Genomic DNA, 13,278 nt, shown 5'->3' with positions numbered 1-13,278 from the left:
TGGCTTTTGGTTATTCACTGGCTTTCACAGTCCCGTAAAAGCCGATTTTTTCGCTAAGGGCTTGAACCGACTTTTGCGCAAGCTCCACTGTCAAAACGACATTTTTACCATAATCAACCTTTAAAATCGTGGCATTAAAGCCGTCTAATGTATGCCTAACAAAGGATTCATTGGCAAAATCGGTTTCAACCATTATCACGCTTAACCGCACAAATTCGTGCAAATTCATATTATCAACCACGGCTTGAGCGGTGCTACTATAGGCACGTGTCAGACCGCCTCCACCAAGTTTGATACCGCCAAAGTAACGCACCACAATGACCACGCAATTACCAATGCCCTTGTGTTGTAACACGTTTAAAATCGGCTTGCCTGCCGTACCACTGGGCTCACCATCATCATCAAAGCCGGCTGAGGTGGTGTTGTGTGGGTCGCCAATAATATAGCCATAGCACACATGGCGCGCATCGGGATATTGGTTGCGTAATTGTTCCACGTGAAACATTAATTGCTCGCGGCTATCAATGGCAAAGCCAAAGCCCAAAAATTGGCTTTTTTTAATCTCAAGTGTGGCAGTACATGGGGCGCTAAGCGTGTAATAGGTCATGGTTAATCTATGTTACAATAAACAAAACAAGCACTAGGATAACAAAAAAATGCGTTTAGACAAATTTTTAAGCAAAGCCACCGAACTATCGCGTAAAGACTGCAAAAAAATCTTGCACGCAGGCGAAGTCACTGTCAATGGCGAGGTGGTCAAAGATTCAAGCCTACATATCGATGAAGTGGTTGATGATATCGAATGGGCGGGTGAGCCGTTATCAGTCGCGACGGGCAATCGCTACTTACTGTTATATAAGCCAGAAGGCTTTGAATGCACCCTAAAGCCAAAAGAGTGGCCGATTGTCACAGACTTGATTGATGTACCCCAGCTAGGTAGTTTGCGGATTGCAGGGCGACTCGATGTCGATACCACAGGTGCGCTGCTGCTTAGTGATGATGGTGGCTTTTTGCACCGCGTCACCAGCCCCAAACATCATGTGGCAAAAGTGTATGAGTTGACGCTTGCCGACCCAATGACTGAAGCACAACAGGCATTTGCTATCAAAGAATTGGCAAAAGGCATCATGCTTGAAGACGAGTATGATAAAACCAAACCCGCTGAGTTAAGTTTTTCTGATGCTACCCATGCCAAGCTGGTACTCACGGAAGGCAAATACCACCAAGTCAAACGTATGATGGGCTACTTTGGCAATAAAGTCATTGAGCTACACCGTGCTAGCATCGGTAACATTACCTTAGCAGGATTAGAAAAAGGCGAAAGCCGGTTTTTGACTGCTGAAGAAATTGACCAATTTTAATCATTTAGCGGCAGTGTCACACCCACGATTTTCCAATGAATAAGCCCTTGGCGCTGCAAGCTCAACGTTAAGGGATAGCCACGCACCTGTCCGGTGACTTCAAAACAGTTAAAACCACAATAGTGTGTGGTCGGTCGGGTCTGTGACGTTGCTGTGGTGGCATTGGGATTAGGCGATTGCAGTTGTTGTTTAATTTTTTGATTAAGCTCAGCTGAATTGCGCGCCAAAATCAAGTCTTTGATATCAATCTTATCCATCGCTACGGCTACCAAGCCACCCAGCAGTTTGACATTTGTTTTGAGCGACTCGGTGGTCGCTTGTCCTGTCAGCGCATACTGTACGCCCTCTGGCGTGACGGTATTATCCACGGCTTGATTGACCATTTTATTCACTAGGTCATCAGGGTTTACCTCGATATTGAGCATCTGCAAAATCGGGGATTTTGCGATATGACTGGCTTTTTCTATTAATACAGGGGTTAACTGTGATTTGATACTTTGCTGCAGTTGCGTAAATTCAATTGCTGCACTGATAGTGTCTGCTTGTTGTGCATCATAGGCTTTTTTCAGTTGGTACACTGCCCAATAAGGGGAGGCAAATACCCATGCGACGACAATCAGTGCAAGGATGATTAGCAGAGATAATACTTTTTTCATAAATCACTATCAGAGTTAGAGTTTGCTAATTAGTTTAAAACAACGGGCTAGGCTATTGCGTATTTTTCTTGCAAAAAAAGGAAAATATTTTTGCGCTGATTGCCGATTATTTGCTTGATTATTTAACAAAAATCGCCACTATATTGCATATTTTTAAATTTTAGTCTTTCAAAGGTTTGGCAGCTGCTAAACGTTGCTACTGGTCGAATCCACTCTTCCGTACTGTCAAAACTATGCTGCCAAAGGAGTTACTATGTCAAAACGCGATTTTTATGAAGTATTAGGGGTAGATAAAACCGCTAATGAACAAGAAATCAAAAAAGCCTACCGCAAACTTGCGATGAAATATCATCCAGACCGTAACCCTGATGACCCTGCCGCCGAAGAAAAATTCAAAGAAGCCTCGATGGCATACGAAGTGCTAAGCGATGATAGCAAACGTTCAGCGTATGACCGTATGGGTCATGCAGCGTTTGAGAATGGCATGGGCGGTGGCGGCTTTGGCGGTGGAAACTTCCAAGACATTTTTGGCGATATTTTTGGCGGCATGGGCGGCGGCCGTGGTGGTAGCGCCAGCGGCTTCCAAGACATTTTTGGCGACATTTTTGGGGGTCGCACAGGGGGTGGACGTAGTAGACGCGGCTCAGATTTACGCTATATGCTGGATTTGACGCTTGAAGAAGCGGTGCAAGGGACAAAAAAAGAAATTACCTTTACCGCACCTGCCCCTTGTGAAACTTGTGATGGTAAGGGCGCCAAAGACAGCAGCGATATCGTGACCTGTGCAACTTGTGGTGGTGCGGGTGTGGTACGTATGCAGCAAGGATTTTTTGCTGTGCAACAAAACTGTCCCAACTGTGGCGGCTCAGGTAAACAAATCAAAAATCCTTGCAATGACTGTCATGGCTCAGGTGTTAAAGAAAAATCACGCACACTTGAAGTCACCATTCCTGCCGGCATCGACAATGGCGATCGGGTACGTTTAACGGGCGAAGGTGAAGCGATTACGGGCGGTGAAAGCGGCGACTTGTATGTTGAAATCCGGGTGGCACAGCACCCTATTTTTACCCGTGAAGGCGCTGACTTATACATGGATGTGCCAATCAGCTTTGCGGATGCAGCCTTAGGTCGTGAGGTGGAAGTGCCAACGCTTGAAGGACGTATCAATTTACGCATTCCTGAAGGCACCCAAAGCCATAAAGTATTCCGTATCAAAGGCAAAGGCGTTACACCCGTGCGCACGACGATGAAAGGTGACTTGTTATGCCGTGTGGTGGTTGAGACACCGACCAACCTTAACAACGAACAAAAAGAGCTACTTCGTCAGCTACAATCATCTATGGGTGATCATCAGCAATCGCCCCAGAAAAAATCCTTCTTTGATAAACTCAAAGAAGATGTCAAAGATTTGTTTGACTAAGTTTTATTGGTTTATAGTGTTTTATAGATGTTTCACGTGAAACATCAAACCCTTGTAATGATTGCAAGGGTTTTTTTTGGCATAAGCCAGTATTGAGTTAAGCTAGGATTCAGCGAAACAAGCTGTTATGATTTGAACTTAAAAAGTTATGCAAGAAAATCAGGCTAGAAAATCAGATCAGAAAGTTACACTAGGTAATCAGGCTAGATAAAGGATAAGCAAATGGTAAAAATCGGGGTCATAGGTGCAGGTGGGCGCATGGGACGTATGCTGATTCAAGCAGTGGCACAAAATCCACAAACTACCCTTGCAGGGGCGATAGAGCGTCAAGGCTCAAGCTTGTTGGGCGTGGATGCGGGCGAGTTAGTTAATCTCGACAAAACTAATGTCGCTTTGGTCGATGACTTGGTAGGGGTTATTCATGATATTGATGTGCTCATAGATTTTAGCTTGCCTGAGTCGACTGCCAAAAACTTACAACTTTGTGCTGACAAAGGCGTCAATATGGTCATTGGGACAACAGGCCTAAATGATGAACAAAACGCCATCTTAAAACAGGCAAGTGAAAAAATCGCCATCGTATATGCAGGCAACTACTCAACTGGGGTGAATTTGACCCTTAAGCTGCTTGAAATGGCTGCCAAAGCATTTGGTGACAGCGCCGATGTCGAAGTCATCGAAGCCCACCATAAACACAAAATTGATGCGCCATCGGGCACCGCTTATATGATGGCGGAAGCGGTTGCCAAAGGACGCGGTCAAAACCTAAAAGACGTGGCGATTTATGGTCGCGAAGGTCAAACTGGCGCACGCAAAGCAGGCGAGATTGGTATCCATGCCATTCGCGGTGGCGAGATTGTCGGCGACCATACAGTGATGTTTATCGCCGATGGCGAAATAGTTGAAATCACCCATAAAGCCCGTGAGCGCATGACTTTTGCCGCAGGGGCGGTGCGTGCTGCGGTGTGGGTCAATGAGCAGCAAACAGGACAGTTTGATATGCAAGATGTGCTTGGGTTGAAAGATTAGCATCAACTGCTTGTCCAACAAAAAAGCCGAAACACTTTGATGGTGTTTCGGCTTTTTTATTAACTAACGCTTATTTGGTTTTGGGTTGTAGTACTTGTTTTTTAAAGCCCGCTTTTTTCATTAGGGTTTCTAAGCCATTACGCACTGCTAGCGTTAAATTTTTTGATTTGGTGAGTTGTTCTGCAAATTTTTTCTTAGAATCAGCGGTTGGTTTTGGATTGGCGATGACGATTTGAGCGGCAGCGATATCGCTATTTAGCGTTTCGATATATTGGTCACGCAAGTTTGATACGCTTGGCTCGGTCAATTTGATTGCCGCAAATTTTTGTTTTTGATAGCTTTTATAGGCAATCACCTCATTTAAAAACTGGGTCTGAATCGCAGCTTTTTGGGCATCGGTTTTGGCTTCAGCGACTTTAGGTTGGTATTTTTTTTCGATTTCAGCTTGTTTGACTTGGGTCTCAGCTTCCATCGCTTGACCAGCTTTGATTAAGGTCAATAGATTTTGCTGTAGCACGGTGGGGGTAGTTTGGGCAGCAGCACGAGTAGGCGTGGGATTGGTGGGCGCTGCATGCGCAGCCCCTGTGCCAAGCACGGCAAGGGTCAAAGCTGTTAGAATTTTAGGGTGCATAAAAACCTCTTGATTTCTTTGTAGTACGCTTGTTCTTTTAATTCAATTAAATACGATTTTCAACTTGCGGGTTAAACGACTTTGCAGATTAGTAGCTGTTATAGGTTCGCGCGTTTTTTTAACTTTAATTAATGACACATTAAAAAGGCACTACCATAGCAGGTAACTGATTGAAAAATCAATAAAAAGTATGATAAAAATTGGTGTAAAAAAGCCGCTAGCCGGCAACCAGTATTTGACAAGTTGACTACGCTAGCGGCTATACATCATAGCGGCGTTAGATTAGCTGGGGCTTAAACTTCTTTATACAGCTGTTTGCCTTCTTCAATAAATTTTTGCTTCATCTGCTCCATGCCTAGGCGGACTTCATCGGCAGACGCTTCACCGACTTGGCCGACCAACTCAGTATCCACCTGCTTGATAGCGTGGCTTGCATCCGATAACTCACCTGTATCAGGGGTGATGTCTTGCCCAAGCTGTGGCTTATTAAACCCAAGCCCTGCTGCATAATCCCGCACGTTTTGGGTGATTTTCATCGAGCAGAATTTTGGACCACACATCGAGCAAAAATGCGCCGATTTATGCGCTTCTTTTGGCAAGGTTTCATCATGGAACTCGCGCGCCGTATCAGGGTCAAGTGACAGATTAAACTGGTCATCCCAGCGAAACTCAAAACGCGCTTTTGACAAGGCGTTATCCCGCGCTTGGGCACCTGGGTGTCCTTTTGCCAAATCTGCTGCATGTGCCGCGATTTTATAAGTGATGATACCGTCTTTGACATCCTTTTTGTTCGGCAGACCTAAATGCTCTTTTGGCGTGACATAGCACAGCATGGCCGTGCCGTACCAACCAATCATCGCCGCACCAATGGCAGATGTGATGTGGTCGTAGCCTGGGGCGATATCCGTCGTCAAAGGTCCAAGTGTGTAAAAAGGCGCTTCTTTACAGACTTCAAGCTGTAAGTCCATATTTTCTTTGATACGGTTCATAGCAACGTGACCTGGACCTTCAATCATAACTTGTACGTCATGTTGCCATGCCACTTGGGTCAGCTCGCCCAAGGTTTTGAGCTCACCAAACTGCGCATCATCGTTGGCGTCTTGTAGGCAACCGGGGCGCAAACCATCACCCAGACTAAACGCCACGTCGTAGGCTTTCATAATCTCGCAAATTTCTTCAAAGTGGGTATAAAGAAAATTCTCTTTGTGATGGGCAAGACACCACTGTGCCATAATCGAGCCGCCGCGTGACACGATACCCGTCAAACGATTGGCGGTCACCGGTACGTAGCGCAGCAGTACGCCCGCGTGAATGGTAAAATAATCAACACCTTGCTCGGCCTGTTCAATCAAGGTGTCTTTAAAGATGTCCCATGTCAAATCTTCGGCAACGCCATCCACTTTTTCTAGGGCTTGATAAATCGGTACGGTACCGATGGGCACGGGGGAGTTACGGATAATCCATTCACGGGTTTCATGGATATGCTTACCGGTTGATAAGTCCATGATGGTGTCCGCGCCCCAACGGGTAGCCCAGGTCATTTTGGCAACTTCTTCATCAATGCTAGAGCCCAGGGCTGAGTTACCGATATTGGCATTGATTTTAACCAAAAAATTGCGCCCAATAATCATCGGTTCTGATTCGGGGTGATTGATGTTATTGGGGATAATCGCCCGTCCCGCAGCGACTTCGGCACGCACAAATTCTGGGGTGATGAGTTTGGGGGTGTTGGCGCCAAAGTTGTTACCAGCGTGCTGACGCAAATCTGTCAGGTCATGCTGTTTTTGGGTTTCACGGATGGCGATGTATTCCATCTCTGGGGTGATGATGCCTTGTTTGGCGTAGTGCATTTGGGTGACGTTTTTGCCATTGATCGCCCGTCTTGGCTTGTCGATATGCCCAAAGCGTAGGTTAGCCGTGGCGATGTCATTGGCACGCTCATTGCCGTATTGGCTTGAGAGTTTGGCAAGCTGCTCGGTGTCGCCGCGCGCTTCTATCCAAGCTTGACGCAGTTTTGGTAAGCCTTTAGTCAAGTCAATTTCGACATTGGGGTCGGTATATACCCCTGAGGTGTCATACACATAAAACGGTGGGTTTTTTTCGCCTTCTGCCTTGCCAAAACCGCCCACCGGGGTATCGGTCAAGGTGATTTCCCGCATCGGTACTTGAATGTCAGGGCGTGAGCCTTGGATGTAGACTTTGCGAGATGCCGGTAAGGCGCGCGTCAAATCACGCGCTTCTTCTTCAAAGCGGTCATCGGTAGGATCACGGTGGGCAGGGGTCTTGTGAGTAACGTTGGTAAGTTGGTTCATAGCGAGTCCTTGTTATGTTATGAAGTTATGGTTTGCTGGACTCGGGCGAAGATAGGTGAGTATGACTATTTTTAGTAAAAGACTGATTCTAGAAAAAGCTGGTTCTAGTAAAAGACTGATTCTAGAAAAACACTAGTCTAACTAACCTAATAGACGACTTCCCTACGACGGTATTAACCGTGTCAGGTTCGACGGGTATGTCTCAGCCGTTGGTATGTCATCCAACTGCACCCCGAGTCAATATATCCATATTAACAAAAACTCACAGGTTTACCTAATAGATTTTTAGCCATTTTTGACGATAATTTACTCAACTAAATTACTGATTTTTTTGACAACTATCGGTATGATAGAGGCTCCTTGGTTGTTGAAAATGTTGTAATTATTGATATGGAATGCATCTGTTTGTGGAATCGTAAAGCGACTGGCGCCCGATGGCGGTTAGGGGCGATGGCAATGTCATTGATAGGGTCGATGTCCCTCAGCCCAGCCGCGATGGCAAAAGATTTGTGGGAATTGTATAGTGCAGCCCAGCGCACCAATGGCAATTGGGCAGGGCAGCAATATGACTATTTAGCAACGCAAAAAAATGTGCAGCTAGCGTTTGGCGATATGCTGCCGCAAGTGGGACTACAAGGCAGTGTCAAACATAACCAGTTTTATCCCAAAGACGATAAAATCCCGGACACGGGCAATACTGCAAGCCAAGTCGGTATCGGACTGCGCCAAGCCTTGTTTCGTGCTGATAAATGGGCAAACTATGAAAAAGCTGTGCTCGCCAGTCAAGCCAATGACATCCAGCTATTACAGCAGCATCAGCAACTCATCGAGCAAATCAGCAAAGCCTATCTCAATGTATTGCGCGCTGAAGCGATGACAGATAGCCTCAATGCCGAGTTCACCGCACTCAAAGCACAAAATGACATGATGCAAGCGAGACTCGCGCAAGGGGTAGCAGCGCGAGTAGATACCGAAGAGAGCCGTGCAAGGCTTGAAAGCGTCAGCGCCTCTATTGCCAACAATGACGTGGCAATCGTGAATGCCAAACAGCAGTTATCACTGCTCACCGGTCAACCAATCAATCAGCTAGACAGTATCAAATTACCGCCTGATTTGAATCTGGTGGCCAGTCAAAGTATCGAAAACTGGATGCAGCAGTCACAAAATAATAATCTCGATATTCAGCTAGCACAAACCCAAGTGGCGATTGCCAACAAACAAGTCGATTATCTCAAAGCCAATGCCTATCCCCGTGTCGATTTGGTAGGCAATGTGGGGTGGCAAGATTATACCCATAATAATGTTAGCGCTATTGATGGCACCAATTATAGCTTTGGGGTGGAAGTGGATTTCCCGTTTTATACCGGTGGGCGGACGCGGGCAGGCGTAGAGCAAGGCACTCTGCAAGCGCAAGCGGCAAAAAGTCGCCTCGCCTATGTGTACCAAGCCGCCATGACTCAGACTAGCCAAGCGTATTTAAATTTGGTCGCACAGCGTGCCACGATTAAAGCCCAGCAAACTGCGGTGGAGGCCAATCGCCGCGTCGCCCAAGCGTCAAAAACAGGCTATGATTTGGGGGTGCGCTCGATGGTGGATACGCTACTGGCAGAGCGCCAATATCACGCTGCCAAACGCGATTTGATTAATGCGTATTTTGATTATTTAAATGCCTACATTGACCTACAAAAAGCTGCGGGCAATCTGACCGATGAGACGGTCAAAGTGTTAGATAATCAGCTAATATAATGCTTTTTTTTGGCAAAATTTTAAGCTAAAAAACCCCGCCAATTGGCAGGGTTAATTTGCGTAGTAAGCTGACGCAAAGGACTATTTAACTTTCGTCCATTCTTTACGAACCGCAGCTTTAGTACCGGCAGGTAGCGGAACGTAGTCGAGTGCAGTTGCTTGTGCATTGCCGTTAGTAAATGCCCAGTCAAAGAATTTAAGCGCTTCTTTGGCTTTTGCACCGCCCGTACGTGGTACAAGGATGAAAGTCGCTGCAGAGATTGGCCAAGCGTTGGCTGCTGGCATGTTAGTGATAGTCACTGCAAAACCAGGGTATTGTGCCCAGTTAATGTTTGATGCTGCGGCAAACGTTGAATCGTCTGGTAGTACAAATTTACCGGCGCGGTTTTGAAGTTGGGTATAAGCTAAACGGTTTTGTTTTGCGTAAGCGTATTCAACATAACCGATGGAGTTTGCAACACGTTGTACGTTGCTTGATACGCCTTCGTTACCTTTACCACCCACGCTCGCTGCAGCATTAGGCCATTTAACAGTTTTGTCCGCGCCTACTTTTGATTTCCAATCGCTTGATACTTGGCTTAGGTAGTTAGTAAATACGAAAGTGGTACCTGAACCGTCTGAGCGGTTAACGGTGGTAATCTTAGCGGCAGGTAGGGCAACACCTGGGTTTAATGCTTTGATACGTGCATCGTTCCAAGTAGTGATTTTGCCCATATAGATGTCAGCAAGGACGGGGCCTGATAGTTTTAATTGACCTGGTTTGACGCCAGCGATGTTGACCACAGGTACGATACCGCCAATGACTGCGGGGAATTGGATTAAGCCGCTGGCATTTAGCTCTGCTGGGCTCATGGGCGCATCAGTGGCACCAAAATCAACCGTTTTTGCTTGGATTTGTTTGATACCGCCTGAAGAACCGATACCTTGATAGTTTACTTGGTTACCCGTTGCTTTTTGGTAGTCGCTTGCCCATTTTGAGTAAACAGGTTGTGGGAAGGTTGCACCAGCACCTGTGATGTTAACAGCATTGGCTTGTGCGCCTACAGCAGCTAACGCCACGCTGACGATTAAATGTGATAGTTTCATAATAATTCCTTGATGGACAAATGAGGTGATTGTCAGGGAAGATGATAACTTAGCTTAGGACGTCGCCAACTAATGTGTCGCGTTTTAAATCACCCAAAGCTTGAAAAATTGTTACCATGTTAATGTAACAAAATGTCAAATCTGTTACGGTTATGTTAAAGTTTGATGACATTAAAAATTTTGTTTGGTATTGACTAGACCTACATGATGGCGTATCGGCGGACATGGAGCGTACTTTTCATCATTTTGTCGTAATTTTTAGTTATAGTTAGCTTTTCTTTAAAGGCTTTTTTAATAACAATTTTGCTCAGTCCATGAGTCACAATCCATGAGTTAGGAAGGGAAACATGAATTTAATTGGTGAACATTTATCAAAAAGTTATGACCAAGATTTACAAAACTTGGTGAATTTGTTTTTAAAAATGGGTGGCATGGCAGAAGCCAATCTCACCAAAGCGATTGAATCACTGATAAAAAGTGATGTGGAGCTCGCCGAAGATGTCATTGATGGTGACAAAGAAATCAACTTTACTGAGCAGCAGCTTGATGATTCGGTGGTCAAAGTATTGGCACGTCGTCAACCTGCCGCAACCGACTTACGCCTAATCATGGCAGTGAGTAAATGCGGCGCTGACATTGAGCGTATTGGTGATGAAGCCAAAAAAATCGCCAAGATGGCGCGCCGTGCGACCCGAGAAGGTCAATCACCGATTGGGTATCATGAAGCGCATCAAATGGGTAATTTTGTGCAGATGATGCTAAAAAATGCGCTAGAAGCTTTTGCCAAGTTTGATGCAACAGGTGCTTACCGAGTAATAGAGCAAGATAGTGAAATTGATGCGATGTACAAATCTGCATCACGCGCGATGATGACCTACATCATGGAAGATGGTCGCTATGTAGCAAAAGTCATTGATATTTTATGGGTGCTACGTTCGATAGAGCGTATTGGTGCGCATGCGCGTAATATCGCTGAGCAATTGATTTTTTGTATCACCGGTGAAGATGTGCGTTATCAAAAACTGGGTGCCAACAAAGACAGTGCATTTAACCCCGCAGCTAGCCATGAAATCAATGATGCCTCACTAGATTATCAACCGAGCACTGGCGAAAACTAACGTTTTTAGTCAAACCTGCTCTTAGCCGGAATTGGTTGTCAGGGTTAGGTTATTTTAATGGACGGTTGCATGGTATTTTTAGGTGATTCTGCTACACTGTAGCCTATCAACTTTTGGTGAAAAAAACGATAGGAAACACCATGTCTAGCGAATCACTTAACACCCCAACCCCCACATCTGCTTTGGAAAATATCACCCAAAAATCATTACTTATTTTTGACTTGGACGGTACGTTGATTGATAGCGTGCCAGATTTGGCGGACGCCGTCAATGCGATGCTAACCACGCTTGGCAAAGCCAACTTTAGCGAAGATGTCATCCGCAACTGGGTGGGCAATGGTGGCAAAGTACTGGTGCAACGTGCCTTATCAGGCTCACAAACCATTGACCCCAATCTCACTGAAAACGATACCAATCAGGCGCTTGCCCTCTTTTTTGACTACTACCATCAAAACACCTGTGTCAAAACCCAGCCCTATGCAGGGGTGAGCGAGGGGTTGCGTCAGCTTAAAGAGCAAGGCTATAGCCTCGCTATTGCCACCAATAAACCCATTGATTTTGTTCCTGCGATTGTCGAAAAATTGGGTTGGCAAGCCCTTTTTGCTTATATTTTGGGTGGTGATAGCTTGCCTGCCAAAAAACCTGACCCGATGCCGCTACTGCATATCTGTGACCAATTAGGCTTTGGCATCGCTCAAAGCTATATGATTGGTGATTCCAAAAACGATATTTTGGCAGGGCAAAACGCGGGCATGGATACGCTTGGGTTATCGTATGGCTATAACTATGGGCAGGATATTCGTGATTATCATCCGACCCATACCTTTGATGACTTTGCCACGCTGACTGAGTTTTTGAGTCATGCACGAGTTTAATTACCATCTCAACTTTGACACGCTGAATTTTCGCGAACATCCAGCGTTGTATCGGGTGGGGCGCGGTGAGCAAGGGGTATTATTGGTAGAGCCATATAAATCCGAGATTTTGCCGCATTGGCGATTTGCTACGCCGGAACTTGCGCGTGAGAGCAGTGATACCATCTATGCGATGTTTTTGGACTACCTTGCTCAAGGGGATTTTGTCGGTGCTGATATGGCGCGTAAATTTATCCAAATGGGTTATACGCGCTCGCGTCGTTATGCCAATCACAAAGGGGGCAAAAAATATGACGGCGCTGTCCCTGACGCTAAAAAAGGACAAAGTGGCGCGCATGGGCGTGAGCAATTGCCGCAGCAAGCACAGCAGCTTGAATCCGCACAAATCAAAGCCCAATCTGCGCAAATTTTTAAGCAAAAATGGGATGAATGCCGCGCCAATGCGGACTACAAAGCGCTAAAAAAACAGTTTGAAGCCAAATACGTCAACGACACCCAATACGATAACCTACCGCCCACGTTTTTTCGCGAGCATCCGTTTTTATAGCCTTGCTATATCTTGCGCTATGATGAGTTAGCACGAAAATTAGGCATTCGTTAATTGACTACGATAACTGAGTGCCTCTGTCAGATGCGGTGTCTGAATATTGTCACTGCCTGCCAAGTCCGCAATCGTGCGGGCGACGCGAAGGACGCGATGATAGCCGCGAGCGGACAGATTCAGCCGACTTTGTGCCATTGCCAAAATACGACTTTCTGCATCGCCAAGCGGCGCAAATTGGTCAAGTTCACTGGGGGAGAGTTCATTATTGGCTTTGCCCTGTCTAGCTTGCTGACGCTGATAGGCTTGTATCACCCGCTCACGCACTACCGCAGAAGACTCACCCCTTTGTGCTGACTGCAAATCACTGGCAGGCAGGGCAGGCACGGTAATATGCAAATCAATACGGTCAAGCAAAGGTCCTGATAGCTTTTCTTGATAGCGTTTGATTTGCTCGGGTCGGCACTGGCAGCGACCTGATTTATCCCCATAGTAGCCACAGG

At 46.1% G+C, this 13,278-nt stretch carries 13 protein-coding genes and 1 riboswitch; of the genes, 7 read left to right on the top strand and 6 right to left on the bottom strand.

The genetic code is table 11. The features are described from left to right. Positions 1–10 precede the first annotated feature (10 nt). Positions 11–607, bottom strand: a complete 597-nt coding sequence (locus RT143_RS10195; RefSeq protein ID WP_313092865.1) for a YigZ family protein — start codon at positions 605–607, stop codon at positions 11–13. A gap of 49 nt (positions 608–656) precedes the next feature. On the opposite strand from RT143_RS10195, the gene RT143_RS10190 reads away from it, so the two are divergent. Next, complete coding sequence (locus RT143_RS10190; protein ID WP_313092864.1) at positions 657–1,361, top strand: pseudouridine synthase; 705 nt, start codon at positions 657–659, stop codon at positions 1,359–1,361. On the opposite strand, the gene RT143_RS10185 is transcribed toward RT143_RS10190, so the two are convergent. Then, the gene (locus RT143_RS10185) at positions 1,358–2,017 is read right to left on the bottom strand and encodes a DUF2939 domain-containing protein (protein WP_313092862.1); all 660 of its coding nucleotides are present in this window, start codon (positions 2,015–2,017) and stop codon (positions 1,358–1,360) included. The genes RT143_RS10190 and RT143_RS10185 overlap by 4 nt on opposite strands. Before the next feature lie 253 nt (positions 2,018–2,270). Here RT143_RS10185 and dnaJ point away from each other — a divergent pair, with 253 nt between their 5' ends. After that, the gene (gene dnaJ / locus RT143_RS10180) at positions 2,271–3,437 is read left to right on the top strand and encodes a molecular chaperone DnaJ (protein WP_313092861.1); all 1,167 of its coding nucleotides are present in this window, start codon (positions 2,271–2,273) and stop codon (positions 3,435–3,437) included. Between the two features lie 222 nt (positions 3,438–3,659). Then, positions 3,660–4,466 carry a 4-hydroxy-tetrahydrodipicolinate reductase gene (gene dapB, locus RT143_RS10175; protein ID WP_313092859.1) on the top strand — a complete coding sequence of 269 codons (807 nt, stop codon included), beginning with the start codon at positions 3,660–3,662 and terminating at the stop codon, positions 4,464–4,466. A 70-nt stretch (positions 4,467–4,536) separates the two neighbouring features. On the opposite strand, the gene RT143_RS10170 is transcribed toward dapB, so the two are convergent. Then, positions 4,537–5,097, bottom strand: coding sequence for a hypothetical protein (locus RT143_RS10170; protein ID WP_313092858.1), 561 nt, complete (start codon positions 5,095–5,097; stop codon positions 4,537–4,539). A 293-nt stretch (positions 5,098–5,390) separates the two neighbouring features. Continuing rightward, positions 5,391–7,409 (bottom strand): phosphomethylpyrimidine synthase ThiC, encoded by a 2,019-nt coding sequence (gene thiC / locus RT143_RS10165; RefSeq protein WP_313092857.1) that lies wholly within the window; start codon positions 7,407–7,409, stop codon positions 5,391–5,393. A gap of 142 nt (positions 7,410–7,551) precedes the next feature. Further along, positions 7,552–7,654, bottom strand: a riboswitch (TPP riboswitch). 160 nt (positions 7,655–7,814) lie between these two features. Here thiC and RT143_RS10160 point away from each other — a divergent pair. Then, on the top strand, positions 7,815–9,155 hold the full coding sequence (locus RT143_RS10160) for a TolC family protein (protein WP_313092856.1): 1,341 nt from the start codon (positions 7,815–7,817) through the stop codon (positions 9,153–9,155). Positions 9,156–9,236: 81 nt separating this feature from the next. Here RT143_RS10160 and pstS read toward each other — a convergent pair whose 3' ends face one another. Continuing rightward, positions 9,237–10,241, bottom strand: a complete 1,005-nt coding sequence (gene pstS / locus RT143_RS10155) for a phosphate ABC transporter substrate-binding protein PstS (RefSeq protein ID WP_076775617.1) — start codon at positions 10,239–10,241, stop codon at positions 9,237–9,239. A gap of 347 nt (positions 10,242–10,588) precedes the next feature. Between pstS and phoU the strand changes: the two genes are divergently transcribed. From phoU to RT143_RS10140, 3 genes are all read left to right on the top strand, one after another. Further along, positions 10,589–11,359 carry a phosphate signaling complex protein PhoU gene (gene phoU, locus RT143_RS10150; protein ID WP_313092854.1) on the top strand — a complete coding sequence of 257 codons (771 nt, stop codon included), beginning with the start codon at positions 10,589–10,591 and terminating at the stop codon, positions 11,357–11,359. 140 nt (positions 11,360–11,499) lie between these two features. After that, entirely contained in the window at positions 11,500–12,234 is a 735-nt protein-coding gene (locus RT143_RS10145) for a phosphoglycolate phosphatase (RefSeq protein WP_313092853.1), read from the top strand. After that, the gene (locus RT143_RS10140) at positions 12,221–12,781 is read left to right on the top strand and encodes a DUF4385 domain-containing protein (protein ID WP_144918582.1); all 561 of its coding nucleotides are present in this window, start codon (positions 12,221–12,223) and stop codon (positions 12,779–12,781) included. The genes RT143_RS10145 and RT143_RS10140 overlap by 14 nt, the downstream gene beginning before the upstream one ends. Positions 12,782–12,820: 39 nt before the next feature. Here RT143_RS10140 and RT143_RS10135 read toward each other — a convergent pair. Next, a partial coding sequence (locus tag RT143_RS10135) for a magnesium chelatase subunit ChlI family protein (RefSeq protein ID WP_313092852.1) occupies positions 12,821–13,278 on the bottom strand: 458 nt, incomplete at its 5' end.

Origin of the sequence: Moraxella sp. CTOTU48268 (assembly GCF_032069585.1) — a bacterium.
Taxonomy (GTDB): Bacteria; Pseudomonadota; Gammaproteobacteria; order Pseudomonadales; family Moraxellaceae; genus Faucicola; species Faucicola cinerea.
The sequence above is the reverse complement of the archived record's forward strand: the minus strand, read 5'-3'. Positions and strand labels throughout refer to the sequence as shown.

Excerpts from the sequence above, each read along its gene's own strand:
- RT143_RS10185 (WP_313092862.1), bottom strand. The coding sequence starts at position 2,017 with ATGAAAAAAGTATTATCTCTGCTAATCATCCTTGCACTGATTGTCGTC.
- phoU (WP_313092854.1), top strand. The coding sequence starts at position 10,589 with ATGAATTTAATTGGTGAACATTTATCAAAAAGTTATGACCAAGATTTA.
- dapB (WP_313092859.1), top strand. The coding sequence starts at position 3,660 with ATGGTAAAAATCGGGGTCATAGGTGCAGGTGGGCGCATGGGACGTATG.
- RT143_RS10145 (WP_313092853.1), top strand. The coding sequence starts at position 11,500 with ATGTCTAGCGAATCACTTAACACCCCAACCCCCACATCTGCTTTGGAA.
- dnaJ (WP_313092861.1), top strand. The coding sequence starts at position 2,271 with ATGTCAAAACGCGATTTTTATGAAGTATTAGGGGTAGATAAAACCGCT.
- RT143_RS10170 (WP_313092858.1), bottom strand. The coding sequence starts at position 5,097 with ATGCACCCTAAAATTCTAACAGCTTTGACCCTTGCCGTGCTTGGCACA.
- pstS (WP_076775617.1), bottom strand. The coding sequence starts at position 10,241 with ATGAAACTATCACATTTAATCGTCAGCGTGGCGTTAGCTGCTGTAGGC.
- RT143_RS10140 (WP_144918582.1), top strand. The coding sequence starts at position 12,221 with ATGCACGAGTTTAATTACCATCTCAACTTTGACACGCTGAATTTTCGC.
- RT143_RS10190 (WP_313092864.1), top strand. The coding sequence starts at position 657 with ATGCGTTTAGACAAATTTTTAAGCAAAGCCACCGAACTATCGCGTAAA.
- thiC (WP_313092857.1), bottom strand. The coding sequence starts at position 7,409 with ATGAACCAACTTACCAACGTTACTCACAAGACCCCTGCCCACCGTGAT.
- RT143_RS10195 (WP_313092865.1), bottom strand. The coding sequence starts at position 607 with ATGACCTATTACACGCTTAGCGCCCCATGTACTGCCACACTTGAGATT.